Annotated in this window: 6 protein-coding genes; 4 read left to right on the top strand and 2 right to left on the bottom strand. The window is 43.5% G+C overall.

Annotated elements, in window-relative coordinates; genetic code table 11:
- Window positions 1–400: 400 nt before the first annotated feature.
- The 3 genes from QUB26_RS19420 (at window position 401) to QUB26_RS19410 (ending at window position 16,878) form a co-directional block, all read left to right on the top strand.
- Window positions 401–5,782: an AAA family ATPase gene (locus tag QUB26_RS19420; protein WP_333236841.1), complete on the top strand. Its 5,382-nt coding sequence runs from the start codon at window positions 401–403 to the stop codon at window positions 5,780–5,782.
- Window positions 5,783–5,946: 164 nt separating this feature from the next.
- A complete protein-coding gene (locus QUB26_RS19415; RefSeq protein ID WP_333319272.1) occupies window positions 5,947–11,337 on the top strand; it encodes an AAA family ATPase in 5,391 nt (1,796 codons plus the stop codon).
- A gap of 90 nt (window positions 11,338–11,427) precedes the next feature.
- The gene (locus QUB26_RS19410; protein ID WP_333236836.1) at window positions 11,428–16,878 is read left to right on the top strand and encodes an AAA family ATPase; all 5,451 of its coding nucleotides are present in this window, start codon (window positions 11,428–11,430) and stop codon (window positions 16,876–16,878) included.
- 457 nt (window positions 16,879–17,335) lie between these two features.
- Here QUB26_RS19410 and QUB26_RS19405 read toward each other — a convergent pair whose 3' ends face one another.
- Together QUB26_RS19405 and QUB26_RS19400 are read right to left on the bottom strand one after the other, a co-directional pair.
- Entirely contained in the window at window positions 17,336–19,558 is a 2,223-nt protein-coding gene (locus QUB26_RS19405) for a PAS domain S-box protein (RefSeq protein WP_333236834.1), read from the bottom strand.
- A gap of 412 nt (window positions 19,559–19,970) precedes the next feature.
- Window positions 19,971–21,449 carry a leucyl aminopeptidase gene (locus QUB26_RS19400; RefSeq protein ID WP_333236832.1) on the bottom strand — a complete coding sequence of 493 codons (1,479 nt, stop codon included), beginning with the start codon at window positions 21,447–21,449 and terminating at the stop codon, window positions 19,971–19,973.
- Window positions 21,450–21,787: 338 nt separating this feature from the next.
- Between QUB26_RS19400 and QUB26_RS19395 the strand changes: the two genes are divergently transcribed.
- Window positions 21,788–23,986 carry a transglycosylase SLT domain-containing protein gene (locus QUB26_RS19395; protein ID WP_333319270.1) on the top strand — a complete coding sequence of 733 codons (2,199 nt, stop codon included), beginning with the start codon at window positions 21,788–21,790 and terminating at the stop codon, window positions 23,984–23,986.
- The last annotated feature ends 289 nt before the right edge of the window (window positions 23,987–24,275 follow it).

The following is a 24,275-nucleotide window of genomic DNA, read 5'->3' as shown; positions in this document are numbered from 1 at the left end:
GGCGTCCCGCCCGTCCTTTTTGGACGGGCGGGACGCCCATCCCACTTTAAAGAGTGGAAGTTATTTAATTCTCATTCCTAATTTAGGATTAGCGATCGCACGTCATGCGATTTGAAATTGGAAATTTGAGATTTGATATTTGAGATTGCTCGCACGGATGAGTCCGAGGGGTTGTGATTATGATGGGGAGCTTTTTTCACAGGTACACGGATGAATCCGGATGCTTGTGACAAAATTGCTTTTGGTCAAATAATAGTTGATAAACATTGGGAAAAAATTACAGTTAATTCTGTCCCTACCCAGGATGCAGAGTTTGCGATCGCTATCTTTGTCACATTATAAAATATAATAGAAGAGAATATTTTAATTTAACTTTTTTATAAGAAAGGGTTAACCAGTTATGGATGCGATCGCAAATTTGTCAGGTTATGAGATTACAGAGCAACTTTATGTAGGTACACGTACCCTAGTCTATCGAGGCATCCGTACCCGTGACGAATACCCAGTCGTCATCAAACTGCTGCGAAACGAATACCCCTCCTTCAACGAGATCGTCCAGTTTCGCAACCAATATACCATTGCCAAAAATCTCGACTTCCCTCACATCGTCAAACCCCTGACGCTGGAAGTATACCAGAATAGCTATGCCCTAGTAATGGAGGACTTTGGCGGAGTCTCCCTATCTACTTATCTCAAAACACCAACAAATCAAACCCAACCATCTCAAGCTTTACCTTTAGCAGAATTTCTCCAACTCGCCATACAACTAACAGACATTATTCACTATCTCTACCAAAACCGAGTCATTCACAAAGATATTAAACCCGCTAATATTCTCATTAATCCAGACACCCAAGAAATTCAACTAATTGACTTTAGTATTGCATCCCTCCTACCACGAGAAACCCAAGAAATTCAGAACCCTAATATTTTAGAAGGAACATTAGCCTATCTCTCCCCCGAACAAACAGGACGGATGAATCGAGGCATTGACTATCGTAGTGACTTTTATTCCCTGGGTGTGACTTTTTATGAATTGTTAACAGGACAGTTGCCATTTATCTCTGATGATCCGATGAAATTGGTGCATTGTCACCTCGCTAAACAGTCGAAACCGATCCATCAAATAAATCCAGAAGTTCCCATAATTTTATCAAAAATTGTCAGTAAGCTGATGGCGAAAAATGCCGAAAAACGCTATCAAAGTGCATTAGGACTCAAGCACGATTTAGAAAATTGTTTATTTCAGTTACAAAAAACAGCCAAAATTGAAGATTTTGAACTCGGAAAGCGAGATATTAGCGATCGCTTTACTATCCCCGAAAAGCTCTACGGTAGAGAAAAAGAAGTTGCTCAACTATTAGCTGCCTTTGAGCGAGTCAGCACAGGTAGCACCGAAATGATGCTAGTAGCAGGTTTTTCGGGAATTGGGAAAACCGCCGTTGTCAATGAAGTTCATAAACCCATTGTCCGTCAGCGCGGTTATTTTATCAAAGGCAAATACGATCAATTTCAACGCAACATCCCCTTCAGTGCCTTTGTGCAAGCCTTCCGCGACTTAATGGGTCAATTGCTATCAGAATCTGATACCGAACTGCAAACATGGAAAACCCAGATTTTAGCAGCAGTGGGAGATAACGGACAAGTCTTGATTGACGTGATTCCTGAGTTAGAACGCATAATTGGCGCTCAACCTCATGCAACAGAATTGTCAGGAAGTGCCTCCCAAAATCGCTTTAATCTGCTCATGCAGAAATTCGTGCAAGTTTTCACAAGCATTGAACATCCTTTAGTGATGTTTTTGGATGACTTGCAATGGGCGGATTCAGCTTCCCTGAATTTGCTACAATTATTGATGATGGATACAGGGTATTTATTAGTATTAGGAGCCTATCGAGATAATGAAGTTTCGCCAGTGCATCCATTTATTTTGACAGTGGATGAGATAGTAAAAACTGGGGCTACTGTGAATACGATTACTTTGCAACCGTTAAGCCAACCTGATATGAATTTGTTGGTGGCGGATACGCTGAATAGCGAATCATCTCTTGCCCAACCTTTGACAAAATTAGTATATCAAAAAACTCAGGGAAATCCTTTCTTTGCCACTCAGTTTCTCAAAGCACTACATGAGGAAAAGCTAATTAGCTTTAACTGGGATATTCGGCATTGGCAGTGTGATATTGCCCAAGTCAAAGCCTTAGCAATCACTGATGATGTCGTTGAATTCATGGCTTTGCAATTGCAGAAGTTGCCGCCAGCAACTCAGGAGGTTCTCAAATTAGCTGCTTGTATTGGATCGCAGTTTGATTTGAATACCTTAGTAATTGTCAGTGAGCAATCTGCTGCAATGACGGCTACGGCTTTATGGAAAGCATTGCAGGAAGGTTTAGTTATTCCCACAACCAAAATCTATAAGTTCTTTACCGAATCGGATAGTGATGAAATTTTCCAGGCTTCAGCTAATCCCACTTATCGATTTTTACACGATCGCGTCCAGCAAGCCGCATATTCCCTGATTCCCGATTCAGATAAAAAAGAAACTCATCTCAAAATCGGACAATTACTTCAGCAAAATTGTTCAAAAATAGAGCAAGAAGAAAAACTGTTTGATATTGTCGGACATTTGAATCGAGGAATTGAGTTAATTCCCCAACCGAGCGAACGAGAAGCATTAGCTAAACTGAACTTAGAAGCCGGTTGTAAAGCCAGAAATTCTACCGCCTACACAACAGCTAGAGTTTATCTGCAAACAGGCATTGATCTACTAACAGCCGACTGTTGGCAAAGCCAGTATGAATTAACCCTGAAACTATATGTTGCTGCTGCTGAAGCAGCCTATTTGAATGCTGACTTTGACAGCATGGAAGAGATTGCAGCACAAGTGTTGCAAGCAGCCCAGACAATCTTAGACAAAATCAAAATTTACGAAATTCAAATCGCCGCCCAGACAGCACAAAGCAAGTCACTAGAAGCCATTGCAGTAGCAAGAGATGCACTCTGGCAATTGGGGATTGAACTACCCAGTGCACCTGACGAAGCCTTGATTAGCCAAGCGCTACAAGCTGTTGCTAGCCAACTCCAAGGTAGACGGATTGAAGACCTAGCTAATCTGCCGATGATAACTGATGCCAAGGCTCAGGCTGCCATGCCACTGTTAGGAACGTTATATTCTCCCATCTTTCTGGGAATGCCCGGTTTGCTGCCCCTACTTAGCTCCAAGATGGTGAGTTTATCGCTCTCCTTTGGGAACACGCCAGCATCGACGGTGGGGTATGGCATTCACGGACTGGTGTTGTGTGCCTTTTTGGGAGAGGTGGAAACGGGGTATGCCTTTGGTAAATTGGCACTTTCATTGCTGGATAGGTTCAATGTCCGGGAATTCAAGTCCATGATTCTGAATCTATTTGGAGCCTTTATTCAGCATCGCAAAGAAGCAATGAGGGCTGTGATGCTGACGACGAAAGATAGCTATACGGCTGGCATGGAAACTGGCGATTTTCTAAGCGCTGGCTACAGCATGGTCACTTACAGCTATATGAACTTTTTCAGTGGAGTAGAACTGAGCAATTTGGAATCAGAAATAACAAGTTACAGCGCCGCCTTGGCTCAGGTAAAGCAATATTCGGCTCAGATTTATGTAGATATGGTGCGGCAGACGGTGAATAACTTAAAGGAAGTTGAGATTCTGTCGGATTGCTTAATCGGCCTAGCCTACGATGAAACAGTGATGATTCCCAAGCATAATCAGGATTATGAATTCACTGCCATCGCCGAGGTTTATATCTACAAACTGTTGCTTGCTTACTGCTTTGGTAACTACAAAGAGGCTAGCAATTACGTTAGCCAAGCCCAGCCCTATTTGATAGCAGTACCAGGATGTATTTTTATTCCCATTTTCCATTTCTATGCAGCCCTGACGCACTTGGCGCTTTTACCCACACAGCCAGAAATTGAGCAAGCTGATATTTTGGCATCTGTGGAAACCCATCAAACGACTCTGCACCAGTGGGCGCAAAATGCTCCCATGAATCATCTGCATAAGTGGTATTTAGTTGAAGCAGAAAGGCAGCGGGTTTTGGGTTACAAGGCAGATGCACTGGAAATGTACGATCGCGCGATCTCCCTCGCTAAAGAAAATCTCTTCCTCAACGAAGAAGCCCTCGCCAACGAACTCGCCGCCAAATTCTACCTAAAATGGGGCAAAGAAAAAGTAGCTCAAGCCTACATGATTGAAGCATATTATTGTTATGCCCGCTGGGGAGCTAAAGCCAAAATTGACGATTTGGAAAAACGTTATCCTCGCCTACTCGGTATTATCATTCAGCAAGCTCAAGCCTTTAGTTCATTAAAGGAAACGATCGCCCGCGGCACAATTACTTATAATACCAACTCTTCTAGCAGCAACTCTGAATTTCTCGATTTGCCTACTCTGATCAAAGCCTCTCAAGCCATTTCTGGGGAGATTGAACTAGATAAACTCCTGACTACTCTCCTAAAAATAGCGATCGCGAATGCTGGCGGTACTAAGTGTGTCTTATTGCTCAAACAAAAACAGTATTTACAGGTAGTGGCGCTTGTAGCAGAGGGACAGGAACCTGAGCTATTACCATCAATACCTCTAGAATTCAGTAAGGATGTAGCAATTAGTTTGGTTAACACTGTCAAGCGTAGTTTGAAACCTTTGGTAATAGTTGATGCTAGGGTAAGTTCCCAGGTTGGGAGCGATCGCTATATTGAACAGCACCAGCCGATCAGTGTTCTTTGTATTCCAATTCTTAATCAAGGGCAGTTGATAGGAGTTTTCTACCTGGAAAATAACCTGACGGTTGGGGCCTTTACGAGCGATCGCATTGAAGTGCTAAATTTGCTAGCTTCTCAAGCTGCTATTTCCTTAGAAAATGCCCGTTTGTATCAAGAATCTCAACAAGCATTCACAGCTCTCAAGCAGGCACAATTAACAATTGTTCAAAGCGAAAAAATGTCAGCATTGGGAAACTTAGTGGCTGGCGTGGCTCACGAAATTAATAATCCCGTTGGTTTTCTGGGTGGTAATATTCAACCAGCCTTAGATTATATCAAAGATTTGTTTGGATTGCTCGATTTGTATGAAGAAAAATATCCCCAACTCGATCCAGAGATTCGAGAGGAAATCGAGAACATCGATCTGGAATACATCCGGGAAGATTTACCGAAATTAGTAGGTTCGATGCGGGAAGGCGTGAAGCGGATTCGCGATATTAGTACCAGTCTAAGGACATTCTCCCGTGCCGATACTAACTATCCCGTAGCTTGCAATATCCACGATGGCATCGATAGCACCATTATGATCCTGAAACATCGCCTCAAGGCTAACGAAACTCGTCCAGAAATTCAAGTGATTAGGGAATACGGTAATTTGCCACCCGTGGAGTGTTATGCCGGACAGTTGAATCAAGTATTTATGAATTTGTTAGGTAATGCGATCGATGCTTTGGAGGAATCAAATCAAGGACGGAATTATGCAGAAATCGTCAACCAAATTATAATTAAAACCGACATTCTTTGGGATCAAAAGCAAGCGATACTTTGCATTAAAGATAACGGTTTCGGCATGAGTGAAGCAGTGCGAGAGAAGATTTTTGATGAGTTATTTACTACCAAGGAAGTAGGAAAAGGCACGGGGTTGGGATTGGCGATCGCACGGCAGATTGTAGTTGAGAAACACGGCGGTACAATCGAGGTAAATTCTGTATTAGGAGAAGGGACGGAGTTTACAATTTTATTGCCGATGAAAGGATAAGCATATCTTGATAGATCGCCATCTTTATCCTCAAAATAGAAAAAAATAAAAGCGGTAGAGTTGGTATGCTGGGGATTTCGCACGCAGTTCTATTTTTCTCAGACTTGACGAATAAAAGTGTATACTTAGTGGCAAGAGTCAATGTCTGAGATGGAGTAATCCAGATGAATGCAGTAGTGGATTTAACGAACCGAATTTCGGGATATCATCTGGGCGATCAATTATACTGCGGTTCGAGAACCCTAGTTTATCGAGCCATCCGAGAAACAGATCAGCTTCCGGTTGTCATTAAACTATTAAATCGAGACTATCCCAGCTTCAGCGAACTGCTGCAATTCCGCAACCAGTACACCATCGCCAAAAACCTAAGTCTGCCGGGAGTCGTTGAACCCTACAATTTGGAATCCTATCGCCACAGCTATGCCCTAGTAATGGAGGATTTTGGCGGCATTTCTCTGCGAGACTACGCCCAAGAGCACTCGCTGACTCTAGCAGAAGTATTGGAAATTGCCATTCAAATAACTGACATCCTTGACGGACTATACCGAAACCGAGTCATCCACAAAGATATTAAGCCAGCTAACATCCTAATACATCCCGAAACTAAACAAATTAAACTCATAGACTTTAGCATCGCCTCCTTACTGCCAAGAGAAACTCAAGAAATTCAAAATCCCAACGTTTTAGAAGGAACCCTCGCCTATATTTCTCCCGAACAAACTGGACGAATGAACCGAGGTATCGACTACCGCACTGACTTTTATTCTCTGGGGGTCACATTTTACGAATTGCTGACAGGAAAACTGCCATTTGAATGTGAAGATCCGATGGAGTTGGTTCACTGCCATATTGCCAAACAACCTCCGGCAATAAACAGCAAAGAAATCCCGCAGGTGGTTTCGGATATTGTCATGAAGCTGATGGCAAAAAATGCCGAAAAACGCTATCAAAGTGCCTTGGGGTTGAAACATGACTTAGAACGATGTTTGCAGCAGTGCCAAGAAACTGGAAAGATTGAAACTTTTGAGTTAGGAATGCGGGATGTCTGCGATCGCTTCCTGATTCCTGAAAAGCTTTATGGTCGTGAAACTGAAGTAAAAACCCTATTGAGTGCCTTCGATCGCGTGGCAAGTGGCACATCCGAATTAATGCTAGTCGCTGGGTTCTCCGGGATTGGAAAAACGGCTGTCGTCAACGAGGTACATAAACCGATTGTCCGGCAGCGGGGCTATTTCATCAAAGGCAAATTCGACCAGTTTAACCGCAACATTCCCTTCTCGGCATTTGTCCAGGCATTCCGCGATTTTATGGCACAATTACTCAGTGAAAGTGATGCCAAACTCAAGGCGTGGAAAAATAAGATTTTAGAAGCGGTTGGGGAAAACGGACAAGTAATTATTGAAATCATCCCCGAATTAGAAAAAATTATTGGTCAACAGCCAGCCGCCCTTGAATTATCAGGAACTGCCGCCCAAAATCGCTTTAATTTATTATTTCAAAAATTTACTAAAGTCTTTACCAGCTTAGAACATCCATTCGTAATTTTTTTAGATGATTTGCAATGGGCCGATTCAGCATCACTAAAGTTAATGCAGGTCTTAATGGGTGATACAGGTCATCTTTTATTAATTGGTGCGTATCGTGATAACGAAGTCCACCCAGCGCATCCATTAATGTTAACTTTGAGTGAGATTCAAAAAACACCAGCAACGATTAATAGGATTACTTTAGCAGCACTCAATAAATTCACAGTAAATCAATTAGTTGCTGATACCCTTAGATGTACTGAAAGTTTGGCATGGACTCTTTCTGGATTGATTTATCGAAAAACTCAAGGAAATCCGTTTTTTGCGACTCAATTTCTCAAGGCATTACATCAAGATAAATGGATTTATTTTGACTGTAAAGAGGGTTGTTGGCAATGTGATATCGCACAAGTAAATCAGCTTGTTTTTACAGATAATATTGTTAGCTTTATGGCCTTGCAATTAGGAAAATTGCCTCCCTCAACTCAACAGGTGTTACAGCTAGCTGCTTGTATTGGAAATCAGTTTGATCTGGCGACTTTGGCGATGGTTTCTGAACAATCCCAAACCGAAGTGGCTGCAAGTTTATGGAAAGCCTTGCAGGAAGGTTTGATTTTACCCCAAAGTGAAGTTTATAAGTTTTATGTTGGGGAAGAACATCAACCTGTTGACCAAGAAAATTCTGAGATTGTTGCATATAGATTTTTACATGACCGGGTGCAACAAGCGGCATACTCCCTAATCCCCGCCGATAAAAAACAAACCGTTCACCTGAAGATTGGACAGTTAATCCTGAGTAACACCCTCGAAAGCAACCGGGAAGAACGCATTTTTGAAATCGTCAGTCAACTTAATGTTGCGGCTGAATCAATCGCCCAATCCGCAGAACGTCAAAGATTGGCGCAATTTAATTTGATTGCAAGTCGCAAGGCAAAAGCAGCGATCGCCTATACTGCCGCCTGCAAATATGCCGAAGTGGGCATTGGGTTACTCACTCAAAACAGTTGGCAGCATCAGTATGAGTTGACGCTAGCACTCTATCAAGTCGCCACAGAAACCGCCTATCTGAGCGGTGATTTAGAGAAAATGGCAGCCAATGCCCGCCTTGTCCTGAAGCACGCCAAAAGCCCATTAGATCAAATCAGCGTTTATGAAGTGAAGATTGAGGCATTCACGGCTCAAGGTCATTTTACTCAAGCGATCACGGCGGCACTTGCCATCTTAAAGCAATTGGGAGTGGAACTGCCCGCAGCCCCTACCCAGGAAGATGTGGCGGCTGCCTTTAGTACCGTCTCCGATGCGATTGGAGAGCGTTTACCTGGTGAGTTACTCAACCTCAGCGAAGCAAGGGATGTGAACATCCTGGCAGCGGCTCGAATTTTGACATCGGCAGCACCGGGCGCTTATCTTTCTCAGCCACTGTTGTATTTACTGGTGATTTTAAAAAAGGTTTATCTGTCCGTCGTGTATGGCAATGAGTCAACCTCGACCTTTAGTTATGCCTCTTATGGGATATTGATGTGTGGTGTGTTCGGAAAGGTTGAATTAGGTTATGAATTCGGTCAGTTAGCCCTCGACCTGCTATCACGTTATCAAAATTCCGAATTGAAGGGGAAAACTTTATCCCTAGTCTATGTGTACACAAGGCATTGGAAAATGCACCTGCGTGAGACATTACACCCCTTGCAGATGGCTTATTGTAGTTGTTTAGATGTAGGCGATTTGGCTTTCGCGGGCTACTGTGCCTATAACTACGGTTTTTACTCCTATTTTGCAGGGCAGAATTTAACGCAACTGGAGTCGGAAGTTGCCGGATATTGTGAATCGCTCAAGCACCTCAAGCAAAATCTAACTCTGACTTATTCCCAGTTGAATCGACAAATTTTGCTGAATTTAATGGGGGATGCAGATAACGTGGTGGTGTTGAGCGGTGCAGCGTACAATGAACAGCATCAACTTCCATTACATGAAACAGTGGGCGATCGCACCGGATTAGCATTGCTGTGGATTAACAAACTGATTGTGTCCTATCTGTTTTCAGAGTTTGAAGAAGCTGTAGAACAGGCTGGGCAGGCAAGACAGTATTTGGATGCTGTCCTTGCTTTTTTATATGTACCAATCTTTCATTTTTATGAGTCTTTAGTCCAGTTAGCATGGTTTGGCCAATTTTCCGATCCAGAAGAGCAGCAAATGAAAGAATGCGTCGCTGCTAACCAAGAAAAACTAAAATACTGGGCAACTTATGCGCCGATGAATTTTTTGCACAAATTTCATTTAGTCGAGGCGGAACGAGAGCGAGTACAAGGTAATAAAGCTGAGGCCTTAGAGTTATACGATCGCGCGATCGCAGGAGCCAAAGAAAACGAATACCTCCAAGAAGAAGCGTTAGCAAACGAATTAGCTGCAAAATTCTACCTAGATTGGGGAAAAGAAAAAGTTGCCGCCAGCTATATGCAGGAATCATATTACTGTTATGCCCGTTGGGGAGCTAAAGCCAAAGTTGAACACCTAGAACAAAGCTATCCCCAATTACTTCATCCCATCCTGAATCAGCCGAAACTTCGCTTTAATCCTCTAGAGACGTTGGTAACGATTAGCCAGTCTTCGCACACTTCCACCACCAGCAGCACCAGTATTTCCGATGCCCTTGATTTCGCATCTATTGTGCAAGCTGCTCAAGCTTTATCGAGTAAAATTCATATTGATGAATTACTCGATACCCTCAATCAAATTATTTTGAAAACTTCGGGCGCAGAAACTTGTGCTTTGCTACTCCCCCATCGGGATGAATGGCAAATCCGCGCCATAACTCACATCAATCCAGATAATGAGTTACCCACAACCTTACTGCAAACCCAATCTATCGATGGCTCGGAGATGATTCCGCTCAAGCTGGTTTATTATGTCAAACACACCCTGGAAACTGTGGTTATTGAAGGTGGCAAGACCGATATTCCGGGGTTAATGAATGACTGTACGCTCCAGTATCACTCTCAGAGTATGCTATGTACTCCGATTCTCGATCGCGGGAACTTAGTTGCGATACTTTATCTCGAACATAGCTCGACGAAAGGAGTGTTTACTCGCGATCGTCTCCTCATCCTCCACTTCCTCTGCACTCAGGCTGCCATTTCCTTAGAAAATGCGCGATTGTATCAGCAAGCGCAGGACTACGCCCACCAGGTTGAACAATCACAATTGCAATTAGTGCAGAGCGAAAAAATGTCGGCTTTGGGCAATTTAGTGGCCGGGGTTGCCCATGAAATTAATAATCCCGTGGGATTTATTTCTGGCAATATTCATGAAGCGATCGCCGCCGTCAAAGATATTACAGAATACTTGCAGCTATATCAAGAAAAATTTCCCAGTCCCGGTGAGGAGATTGAAGAAAAAGCTGAAGAGATCGATATCCAATATCTTTTAGAAGATTTACCAAAAATGTTGCATTCTATGCAAGTCGGGTGCGATCGCATTCAAGGTATCAGCACCAGTCTTCGTACCTTCTCCCGATCCGACAAAGATTACAAAGTTCCTTTCAATATTCATGACGGAATTAACAGTACGATTTTGATTCTCAAACACAGATTGAAAGCGAACGAACAGCGTCCAGCCATTGAAGTTGTGAAAGAGTACGGGAACTTGCCCTCTGTCGATTGCTTCCCCGGACAACTAAATCAGGTGTTTATGAATATATTGGCAAATGCCATTGATGCGCTGGAAGAATATTATCGGGAACCGAGTTTAGATAAGATTAAAACCCCAGCCCATTGCATCACGATTCGGACAGAAAGACAGTCTTCTGAGTGGGTGAGTATTCGCATTTATGACAACGGAACAGGCATAGCAGATGAGATAAAAGGTCATATTTTTGACCACTTATTTACAACTAAAGGTGTGGGTAAAGGCACGGGGTTAGGATTGGCGATCGCACGGCAGATTGTAGTTGAGAAACACGGCGGTACAATCGAGGTAAATTCTGTATTGGGAGAAGGGACGGAGTTTACAATTTTATTGCCTACAAACGGATGAAGTTAATTATGCGATCGCCGCCTTTAACCCTTACACATAGAGGCGCACATTAATTTTTAGCAGTCACTATTTGAGATGAGGAGAGCCAAAATGAATGCAGGTATAGATTTAACCAGTCCAATTGCCGGATACCGTCTAATCGAGCAACTGTACAGTGGTTCTAAAACCCTGGTTTACCGAGCTTTTCGAGAAATCGATCTGCTTCCCGTTGTCATTAAACTATTCAATAGAGACTATCCCAGTTTCAGCGAACTGCTGCAATTTCGCAACCAGTATACCATCGCAAAAAATTTACGTCTGCCGGGAGTCGTTGAACCTTACTGTCTGGAATCCTACCACCACAGCTATGCCCTAGTGATGGAGGATTTTGGCGGCATTTCTCTATGGCAATACGCCCAAGATAGATGCCGAAGACGGATCGGTGAAGCACCTACGCTGACTTTAGCAGAAATATTGGAAATTGCCATTCAAATAACTGACATCCTTGACGGACTATACCGAAACCGAGTCATTCACAAAGATATTAAGCCAGCTAACATCCTCATACATCCCGAAACTAAACAAATTAAACTCATAGACTTTAGCATCGCCTCCTTACTGCCAAGAGAAACTCAAGAAATTCAAAATCCCAACGTTTTAGAAGGAACCCTCGCCTATATTTCTCCCGAACAAACTGGACGAATGAACCGAGGTATCGACTACCGCACTGACTTTTATTCTCTGGGGGTCACATTTTACGAATTGCTGACAGGAAAACTGCCATTTGAATGTGAAGATCCGATGGAGTTGGTTCACTGCCATATTGCCAAACAACCTCCGGCAATAAACAGCAAAGAAATCCCGCAGGTGGTTTCGGATATTGTCATGAAGCTGATGGCAAAAAATGCCGAAAAACGCTATCAAAGTGCCTTGGGGTTGAAACATGACTTAGAACGATGTTTGCAGCAGTGCCAAGAAACTGGAAAGATTGAAACTTTTGAGTTAGGAATGCGGGATGTCTGCGATCGCTTCCTGATTCCCGACAAAATCTATGGACGAGAAACCGAAGTAACAACGCTCATACAAGCCTTTGAAAGAGTCAGCAAAGGTGCAACAGAAATAATGCTCGTTGCGGGTTTTTCAGGAATTGGCAAAACTGCCGTTGTCAACGAAGTTCATAAACCCATTGTGCGGGAACGGGGTTATTTTATTAAAGGAAAATACGATCAATTTCATCGCAACATTCCCTTCAGCGCCTTTGTGCAAGCATTCCGCGATTTAATTGGGCAATTGCTATCCGAATCAGATTGGCAATTAGAAACATGGAAAAGCCATATATTAACTGCATTAGGAGACAATGGACAAGTCTTAATTGACGTAATTCCTGAGTTAGAAAATATTATCGGTAAACAGCCAGCCGCCCTTGAATTATCGGGAACTGCCGCCCAAAATCGCTTTAATCTCCTATTGCCCAAATTTGTGCAAGTATTTACCAGTAAAGAACATCCATTAGTCATGTTTTTAGATGACTTGCAATGGGCAGATTCCGCATCACTTAACTTGCTGAACTTATTGATGCAAGAGGCTGGGTATCTATTAATATTAGGTGCTTATCGAGATAATGAAGTCTCCCCCGTACATCCATTTATTTTAACAGTGGATGAAATTGTTAAAACTAGGGCAACGGTGAATACAATTACTTTGCCACCCTTAAGGGAACCTGATATGAATCAGTTAGTGGCAGATACACTGAATTGTGAATTATCCCTAGCCGCTCCTTTAACAAAATTAGTGTTTCAAAAAACTCAAGGTAATCCTTTTTTTGCGACTCAGTTTATCAAAGCATTACATGATGACAAGTTAATTAGCTTTGATTGCAAAAATCAATATTGGCAATGCGATATTGCCCAAGTGAAGGCCTTAGCAATTACGGATAATGTGGTTGAATTCATGGCATTGCAATTACAGAAATTGCCCCGAGGAACTCAGGATAGTCTCAAACTAGCGGCTTGTATTGGGGCGCACTTTGATTTGAATACCTTAGCAATTGTCAGTGAGAAATCAGCCGACAGTAGCGCCACAGCTTTATGGAAAGCCTTGCAAGAAGGTTTGGTAATTCCTACTACCGAAATTTATAAGTTCTATACCCAATCTGATAGTGAAGAAGTTTTCAATGATTCCGCCAATCCGACTTATCGATTTTTACACGATCGCGTCCAACAAGCGGCTTATTCATTGATTCCTGACGAGCAAAAACAGCAGACTCATTACCATATTGGGAAACTACTCCAACAAAACTTATCAGAAATAGAAAAAGAGGAAAAGCTGTTTGATATTGTCGGGCATTTGAATTTAGGAATTGAGTTCATGACTCAAGCTGAGGAACGGGAAGCCTTAGCCAGATTGAACTTAGCAGCCGGACAGAAAGCCAGAAATTCTACAGCCTATACAAGCGCCAGAAGTTTTGTGAAAACAGGGCTGGAGTTACTCACTGAAAACTGTTGGGAAACTCAGTATGAATTAACCCTGAATCTTTATGTGGCTGCGGCTGAGAATGCCTACTTAAATGCCGATTTTAATGGCATGGAAGAAATGGCAGCTCAGGTTTTGCGATCGGCCAAAACAATACTAGATAAAGTCAAGATATTTGAGATTCAAATCAACGCACTGACAACTCAGAGTCAGATGTTAGAAGCGATCGCGATCGGCACTAATGCCCTAGCACAATTGGGGATTGAACTCCCCTATGAAACTGACGAAGCCTTGACACGCATTGCATTACAAAACCTTGCCAACCAACTGGAGGGCAAACAGATTGAGGAACTGGTTAACCTTCCCGTAATGAGCGATCCTCGGACAATCGCGGCGATGCAATTGTTAGGCATCTTGTTTCCGGCTATTTTTATGGGAAATCCTGCCTTGCAGCCTCTGCTTTGTGCCACAATGGTCAGTCTATCACTTGAATTTGGCAATGCACCAGCATCAACAATCGGGTATGTGGGTTATGGCATTGTGCTGTCTGGTTTTTTCTCAGAAGTAGAGAAAGGTTATCGCTTTGGGCGAGTAGCACTCAGCTTACTCAATCAGTTGAATTGGCCAGAATTTAAATGTATCACTTTACTTTGGTTTGGCTGTTTTATTCAGCATCGTCAAGAACCACTGAGGGCAGGAATCCCAACTGCGAAAGAAGGCTATTTAGTCGGAATGGAAACAGGTGATTTTCTGAATGCTGGTTACTGCGTCAGTAGTTATTTATATAATAATTTTTTTTCGGGAGTAGAGCTTGATGATTGGCACGCAGAAATAGAAAATTACTGTGTTGTCTTAGCGACTGTGAAGCAATATTCTCCTATGGTTTACCTGAAGCTGGCACAACAGGCGGTGCATAACTTGAGCGAAATTGTCAAGCAACCGGATTTGTTAATCGGTGAGGCTTATGATGAAAAGGTGATGTTTCCTCAGCACAATCAGAATAGTGAGCTTACTGCACTCGCTCTTGCCTATAACTACAAACTAATGCTTGCCTATCTCTTTGGCAATTACACCAACGCCCTAGACTACATTGCCCAAGCAAGCCTTTATTTGAAGGTAGCGGCAGCAATGATTCATACTCCGGTTTTCCATTTCTATGCAGGGTTAACCTACTTGGCACTCTGCTCTAGGCAGTCAGAAATTGAGCAAGGGAACACTCTCGCTTTGGCAGAAACCCATCAAACCACTCTGGCTCAATGGGCAAACCCTGCCCCGATGAATCACCAACATAAAGTTAACTTAGTAGAAGCAGAAAAATGCCGAGTTTTAGGCAAGAATTACGAAGCTGGAGATTGGTACGATCGCGCCATTTCAGGAGCCAAAGAAAATGGTTATATCCAAGAAGAAGCTTTAGGCAACGAACTAGCTGCAAAATTCTACTTAGATTGGGGGAAAGAAAAAGTTTCACAATCTTACATGATTGAGGCGTATTACTGTTATTCTCGTTGGGGTGCAAAGGCTAAAGTCGCTTATTTAGAACAACACTATCCACAACTACTGAAAGCTATTCTTCAACCTACTAAATTTGTCATCCCCTCTGGAAAAACTATCAACCAGACCAGGATGGGAAGCCTAACTAGCGTCAGTAGTAGCGAGAATTTATGGTTAGATTTTCCAGCAGTAATGATGGCGGCACAAGCCATTTCACAAGAAATTGAATTAGAGAAACTGTTAGCCACTTTGATGCAGATTATGCTTGCGAATGGAGGATCACAAATCGGTTGTTTAGTGCTTCTCCAAGACCGACAATGGTTAGTCGTCGCTCAAGCCGCACAAAAGCAGACAAAAATATTAGAAGTTCCTCTGGAACAATATCAGGAAATTCCTCAGAGTTTGATTTATGCGGTGGCACGAACTCAAGCGACGGCTGTTTTTGACAATTTAAGTAAAGCCGACAAATTTGCAGGCGATCGCTATATTATCGCTCATCAACCTCAATCAGTTTTATGTACTCCAATTATTCGGCAAGGAAAACTCGTCGGTATTGTGTACTTAGAAAATAACTTAACAGTGGGAGCATTTACTAATGAGCGAGTAGAAATTCTCCAGATGCTCGCAGCTCAAGCGGCGAGCTCTATTGATAATGCTCGTTTATATAAACAAATAGAGAACTATTCCCAAAGCTTAGAAGCAGAAGTAGCGCAAAAAACGGAAGATTTAAGGCAAAAAGCTTTTGATTTAGAGCAAGCATTTAAAAACTTACAACAAACCCAAGCACAATTAATTCAGAGCGAAAAAATGTCATCTCTCGGTCAACTGGTAGCTGGGATTGCTCACGAAATCAATAATCCGGTAACATTTATTCGTAGTAATCTCGCACATACAGAGCATTATGTCAAAGATTTGCTTATTTTACTTGATATTTATCAACAAGAGTATCCTGAACCCAGTGGAGTAATTAAAGCGAAAATAGAAGAAATGGATTTAGAATTTATCTGGGAAGATTTAATTAAAATTCTGGAATCTATGAAAGCAGGGAGCGATCGCATTAGCCAAATTATCCTGAGTTTGCGTAACTTTTCCCGCTTAGATGAAGCCGACATGAAAGCAGTAGATTTACATACCGGAATTGAAAGCACTTTGCTAATTTTACAAACTCGCTTAAGACTGAGCGATGGCCAATCAGAAATACAAGTTATTAAAGAGTATGGAAATCTGCCCAAGGTCATTTGTTATGCTAGTGAGATAAATCAAGTATTTCTGAGTATTATCAGTAACGCTATTGATGCTCTTCAATCAATTGATACAACAGACAAAAGTCCTGCCATCACGATTCAGACTGAAGTTATAGAAAAAGACAGGGTTACAATTAAAATAACTGATAATGGTGCCGGTATTCCGGCGAATATTCAATCCCGAATATTCGATCCATTTTTTACAACTAAACCAGTGGGTAGCGGTACTGGTTTGGGTTTATCTGTTAGCTATGGTATTGTCAAAAAACATGGGGGAAAATTAACGTGTAATTCGAGAGTTGGAGATGGTACAGAGTTAGCGATCGAGATTCCTATCAGGTATATTAGAACCTAAAGAAGCTTCTTAGGAATGAGAATTAAATAACTTCCACTCTTGAAAGTGGGAGGGGCCTAAGAGCCCGTCCACTCATGACGGGCTCTTAGGCCCATCCCACAATAACAATTAAAATTGTAAGTTATTTAATTCGCGATCCTTACTCCTACACCCGTTGGGAGGTCAAACAAAAAATATTCGATCATTTATTGACGACGAAAGCGGTAGGGAAAGGAACGGGATTAGGATTGGCGCACGGCTGATTGTAGTTGAGAAACACTTTAGTATGCTAGAAGTCAACTCAACTTTAGATCGCGGTACAGAATTTATAATTTCACTGCCATGTTGAACATTACCTGGGTAATTTATAGCCAATTTTGGGATTTTTATTGAAAATTGAAAGTTTTTTAGGCCCTACTTTACAATTTATAGTGAGCGATAAATTTTGCCAAATTCTTGAGACTTGCGTCGGACTAATTCAGAAAGGAATCTCGATCGCAAATTCCGTACCTTCTCCTACGGTGGAACGGCAGCTCAAGGCTCCGGCGTGTTTTTCCGCGACAATTCGGTAACTGATGGCTAACCCTAAACCAGTGCCTTTTCCCATCGGTTTTGTCGTGAAAAACGGGTCAAATAATCTGCTCCGCACGTCTTCTGTCATGCCGATCGCATTATCGGAAATGCGAATACAAATACTATTTTCGTTCAGGGCTTCTGTGCGAATGCTAATAGTTGGTTCCCAATCGTCGCCGCCGGCTGCCGCTCGCCTTTTTTGGTTGCAAGCATCTTCCAATGCGTCAATACTGTTGCTCAGCAGGTTCATAAATACCTGATTTAGCTGACCTGCATAACATTCTATTAAGGGGAGTTTACCGTAATCTTTGATTACTTTAATTTCTGGATAGTCGCCTCTGGCGCGCAGTTTGTTGTGTAAAATTAGGAGCGTATTGTCTATGCCTTCATGAAGGTTGGTAGGCTTTTTTACTGAGTCGTCTAAACGCGAGAAATTTCGCAAGCTCAGAACTATTTCGCGAATGCGATCGGCTCCCATTTTCATCGAAGATAATATTTTCAGTAAATCTTCTCTCAGAAATTCTAAATCGATATTGTCAATACATTCTTGAACTTCTACCAGCGGCTGAGGATAGTGTTTTTGGTAAAGTTCCACAAGCTGCAACAAGTCTCTGATATATTGGCTGGCGTAGGAAATATTGCCGTAGATAAAACTGACAGGGTTATTAATTTCGTGAGCTACTCCAGCTACCATTTGACCGAGACTTGACATTTTTTCGGTATGAATTAGATGAGCTTGAGTTTCTCGGAGTTCTTTGAGAGCGATTTCTAGCTGCTGAGCTCTGTTGTTGGCGATCGCCTCGGAGAGGCGCAAAGCATCCTCCGCTGCTTTGCGCTCTGTGATGTCAAAAATGGCGCCGTTGAGGGATAAAACTTTACCGTCTGGGTTGAAAAGGGCTTGACCTTTCTCTGCAACCCACCGCACATTTCCGTCGCAGTGAATTAGGCGATATTCGATGATGTAAGGTTGTTTTGTCTTAATAGCCCGATCGATAATTGTCTCGATTTGCTCCACGTCATCGGGATGAACTATACTCGGAAAAGCCTGCACCGGTTTTTGCATAAAGTTAGCTGCCGGATAGCCGGAAATAGCTTCGATGCCACTGCTGATAAAAGTTACGCTCGATCGCCCCGCAGCACTGCAGCGGTAAACCGCACCGGGAATGCTAGAAACTAATGACCTAAATTCTTCTTCCCTTTCTCGCAAAGCTGCCTCAATCCGCTTGCGTTCGCTAATGTCACGAGCAAACGCACACTGATATTCTTTGCCGTTAAATTCCAAATGGTTGATGGTAATTTCTACGGGAAAAATGCGACCGTACTTAGTGAGATGGTGAACTTCAATATTAACCGAACCGCAGCGTTTTAAGACTTTCCAGTGCAAACTCCAAGCAGTTTGGGGAAAATCTGGATTGATGTCGTGCACGGTCATCGAGAGCAATTCTGCGGCAGAATATCCCAATGAAGTGCAAGCAGCGTCGTTGACGTACAAAAATTTACCGTCGGGCCCGATCCAGAATATCGCATCTGCCGATCGGTCGATCGCAAATTGAGTCAGTTGCAACTTTTCCTCAACCCGCTGGCGATCGGCAATTTCTTTTTCTAACTGTTCATTAAGCGAATTGAGAGCTAAAGTGCGATCGACAATAGTATCTAAAGGGTAAATATCGAGCAATTGTTTTGCCAATTCTCCTTTCTCGATATCATGTTCGGGCTGATTTTGTTCTACCTTTTTTAAAGACATTTGTTGAAATTTTTCTTTTTGATTGAAACCAGACTCGGCAAGTGCTTTCGGCATGAGGGCGAGGGCAGTTGCGGCTAAAAGCAAAGAAATCAAAGCAGTTGCTGCTTTGAGAGTTATCAACAGCCAATATATGGAATGCCAAAGCGTCCAAACTTCCGTCAATTTAGCCGCGCTCCAGGCAAAAAAAACAATGGCAAACAGCCGGAAAATCTTGCGCTGAGAACCTTGGCGGGTAAAATAAACTAACGATAGGGCGATCGAGCAATAAGCCAGTGCCGTCAGCGAGTCAAAAACAGCGTACAATCGCAACTCCGGCACCAGGTTGCAGGCGAGTCTAGAAGATACAGCAAGTGTGGAAAAAAAAATTGTTAATTGTTCTTGCATAAAGTTCAAGAAAAAAATTATCTGTACCAATGCAAATCGGATCAAATCTAATTATTTGATTTCGGCTAGTGAAATATTTACATAATTATATACTTTTTTCATTTTTTATGAAACAGCTATTTTTTCAGGAAATTTCAAAACTGTCGAGGTGGGGCCCTGGGAACGAAGCTTTTCCCAAGCATGAGCCATGCCGAGCGTCACGGCTCGCAACGTAAGCATTGCTCCCTGTGACGGAATACATAGGTTTGCCTACTGATTGCTTCAGAAACATTTAAATAGTTAACGATCGCTATTAAATTTTCTTTGAGATTACTTAAGCAGTGAGCCAGGGGTTAAAAACCCCTGGCTCACAGATGGACTAACAGACTTTTAAGGCAAAGAAAATCTCAATTTTTTCGCTGGAAATCCACAATTAAGCACCGCCCAGCGCCCAATGCACCAAAGTCCGAACACCAAAACCAGTAGCCCCAGGGCCATTATAGCCATTTTCTTTGTCAGTCCAAACCGGGCCGGCAATATCTAAATGCGCCCATGCAGTATCCTTTACAAACTGCTTCAAAAATAGCGCCGCCGTAATCGAACCGCCGGGACGTGGGCCAGTATTTTTCATGTCGGCGTGCAATGCTTTCAACCCCTCAAAATACTTCTCTTCCATCGGCATCCGCCAAAATTTTTCGCCGGCCAATTCTGAGGCGGCGACTATTTCGGCGGCGACGCTATCTTGAGGACTCCACAAACCCGCGATATCGTCGCCTAAAGCAATTACGCAGGCCCCGGTTAGAGTTGCTAAATCGACAATTGCGTCAACTCCCAATTTATCAGCAAATACCAAAGCATCAGCCAGGGTTAAACGACCTTCAGCGTCGGTATTGTTGACTTCAATTGTTTTGCCGTTGGAAGCTGTAAGAATGTCTCCAGGGCGCATGGCGCGGCCGCTGATCATGTTTTCTGTGACGGCGCTGATAAAGTGAACTTCCACATCGGGTTTGATGTGACCGATCGCCTTTGCCGCTCCCAAAGTAGCCGCAGCGCCGCCCATATCTACTTTCATCATTTCAATGCCGCTGCCCGCACCTTTGATGTTCAAACCCCCAGAATCAAAGGTCAATCCTTTGCCGACAATTGCTATTTTGCGACGCGGTGTGCCTTCGGGTTTGTAAGTTAAGTGGATGAATTTAGGCGGCAAATCAGACGCTAGTGCTACGCCTAGAAAGGCTCCCATTCCAAGTTTTTCGCAGTCTTCTCGCTCCAATATTTCTAATTCTAAACCGCATTCGGCAGCTAGACTTTGAGCAGTTTCTGCCATGGTAATCGGGGTGACAAAATTGGCCGGCGCTGCGACTAATTCCCGTGCTAAAATGACTCCGGCAGTGATTTGGCGGGCGCGGGCGATCGCACTTTCGGTACCTGCAAAACCGAGCAAATGAATTTGTTCGAGTTGCGGGCTTTTGTCTTCCTGTTCCGATTTGAAACGGTTGTCTTGATTCAAGGAGAGTTCTACACCTTCGGCGATGGCGCTTGCTGTAGAATCCGGCGCGTTTTTCCACACCGGAAAGCTAATTCCGAGGGTTTTGCATTTCTCTTTTTTGGCTAACTTGGCGCAAACGCCTGCAGCTTGCCGCACGGTGTCTAATTTTAAGTCCTCTGTTTTGCCCAAACCGACGATCGCAATTTTGCGAATGGGATTATTGCCGCCGACGCGGGTGATGGCGCTCGTGCCCACTTTGCCCTTAAAATCTACTTCCAGTAGCAGCTCTTTCAAAGTGCCTGCAAGCTTTTCATCTAATTGTGCCAGCTCGCCGGTGAGTTCCAAGCCGTCCTCAAATAGACCAATTGCCAGGGCGTCTCCTGTCCAAACAGAGCGGGGCGTATCGGTGACTAGAAATTCCATGTTTTGATTTACACTTTAGATTTTAGATTTTTGATTGTACTTTGTACTTGGTGGTTTGTGGTTTTTCCTTGGTGCGGGCAAATAGATCGATCGCACAAATTCTCCGCTCCACATCAAAATAAATTCTGCTACTATATCAGCCAAGTCCGCCTGCGATCGGATCTTCCACCAATCTCAATCATCTGTTTGGGGGTATGCTGTCCGTTTTTGCCCCACTCTTAACATTTATTTCTCGTTGAACAGGCATCCTGCCTGTGATGGCGTGGAACACCCATCCTGCCTGTGATAGCTCTTGACAAACGATCGGTTCTCTATATCTTATTCTCTTAAATTTTCCCATGCTAAAACGACGCCGGGCCCGATTTTCTGTTTTAATCAGCGTTTCAGTTTGCGTTATTGCGATCGGCTCTTTGGTTGCTGCGATGAAATGGATGGGTTTGGGCTCATCCCAGAAGGCCGAGCAGCCCCTGGAGGCAGCCAATTCCGAATCGTCCGTCAAGATGCTGGTGTCGCTGTCACCGAGCGAGCGATCGGCAAAATTAGTTGAACTCGCAACCAGTCAGTCTGCAAGTACAAACCCACAGCAGCAAATCTCCCCTCAAAGCCGCGCCCGCTACCTGCTTGCCAGCGATTTAATCCAGCAAGGAAATGCGGCTAAAGCATTAAAGTTATTAGACAAATTAGAGCAAGAATATCCGGTTTTGGCTGCTCACATTGCCCTGAAAAGGGCGCAAGCCTACCAATTAAGCGGCGACAAAGGCAAAACTAAAAAAGCTTGGGAGGAACTGCTCAAAAACTATCCGAGCGACCCGGTAGCAGCGGAAGCTTTATATGTTTTAGGCAAGTCAAAACCGGAATATTGGCAACAGGCAATTACTGAATTTCCCGCTCATCCCCGCAGCGTAGAAATTGCTCTCGGCAAGTTAAAAGAAAATCCCAATCAGCCCCAGTTAATGCTGCTAGTAGCAAAACACGGTCATTATGTCAAAGATTACGGGACAATTGTGGAACAACTGGTGCAGCGAAACAGCGCCGGTTTGAAACCGGAAGATTGGGAAGAAATTGCCTTTGGCTATTGGGAAAAACAAGATTATGGCAAAGGAGCTATTGCTTACGGGAAAGCTCCCCGCAACGCCAAAAATCTTTACCGCAAAGCTCGCGGTTTGTGGCTCGACGGAAAAATCCCGGAATCGAGAATTGCCTATCAAGAATTAGTGCGCGATTTTCCCGATGCCGAAGATACTGGTTTGGGTTTAATTCGGCTGTCGCGGCTGAGCGAACCGAAAGAAGCGATCGTTTTGCTCGATCGAGTTATTAGCAAATTCCCCAATCATGCCCCCGAAGCTTTGTTAGATAAATCCCAACTTCTCGACAAAGCACGCAGTGGTCAATCCGCCTCAGATACCCGGAAGTTGCTCTTGACAAAATACAATAATTCTGATAAAGCAGGCGAATTGCGGTGGACGATCGCCCAACAGTTTGCCAAAGGCGGAGATTTAAAATCAGCTTGGCAGTGGGCCAGAGAATTAACCACCCATAATCCCGACAGCGAACAAGCTCCAGAAGCAGCATTTTGGGTCGGGAAATGGGCACAACAACTCGGTCGGCAACAAGACGCCAAGACTGCATTTGAGTACACTATATTACGCTATCCAGAATCATATTTTGCGTGGCGATCGGCTGTACTTCTCGGCTGGCCCGTCGGCGACTTTACCACAGTCCGAGATTTGTCTCCCAATGTAGTGCGGCCGCCTCAGCGCCCCGAACCAATGGCAGGTTCTCCTGCCTTGAAAGAACTCTATCAATTAGGTCAAGATAGAGATGCTTGGACGCTGTGGCAAATAGAATTTATCGACCGCGTAGAACCAAGTATTGCCGAACAGTTTACCGACGGTTTAATGCGAGTTGCAGTCGGAGACAATTTAGACGGTTTGTGGATGGTTGGGAGTTTGCGGCAGCGCGATAAACCAGATGATAGAACCCAATACCTCGAACTCAGACAGCAACCAATTTATTGGCAAGCGCTTTATCCTTTTCCTTACTTAGAAACCATTGTCAAATGGTCGCAAGATCGCAAAATAAATCCAGTATTAGTAACAGCATTAATCCGGCAAGAATCGCGGTTTATGCCCGCCATCAAATCATCAGTTGGCGCCACAGGTTTAATGCAAGTAATGCCGGAAACAGCAGCTTGGGTTGCTGGACAAATCAGCCTCAAAAAGTATTCATTGGAGAATGTGGACGACAACGTTAAACTCGGTACATGGTATTTGGATCACACTCACGACGAGTACAAGAATAACTCAATGTTAGCTGTGGCGAGTTATAATGCCGGGCCAACTGCAGTAGCAGATTGGTTGAAGAGGTTTAGTTTTAGTGACCCGGATGCTTTTGCGGAAAAGATTCCGTTTCCTGAAACGAAAGGATACGTGAAATCGGTGTTTGAGAATTACTGGAATTATCTGCGGATTTACAATCCAGAAGTTAATCAGTTAATGAGTGAGCATTATGCGGCTTCTCAGAAAAAAGCAAAGTGAATGATTCGTGGTGTGGGGGCGGGTTTATCTAAATTGTTGGTAATCGTTATATCTTTTTGGTGGAACCCGCCCCTACAAAATATGGTTTCGTAGGGGCGGGTTCCACCAACCATAATCGCCCCAAACAAACAATCTCAAAAACCCGCCCCCACCCAACAAACAATCATTATTTACATTGGGGAATTTAATGCCAATATCAGGTTAATGTGAATTATTCGTGGTGTAGGGGCGGGTTCCACCAACCATAATCGCCCCAAACAAACAATCTCAAAAACCCGCCCCCACCCAA

Origin of the sequence: Microcoleus sp. B4-C1, assembly GCF_036705285.1 — a bacterium.
In the GTDB taxonomy this organism is placed as follows: Bacteria; Cyanobacteriota; Cyanobacteriia; order Cyanobacteriales; family Microcoleaceae; genus Microcoleus.
The sequence above is the reverse complement of the archived record's forward strand: the minus strand, read 5'-3'. Positions and strand labels throughout refer to the sequence as shown.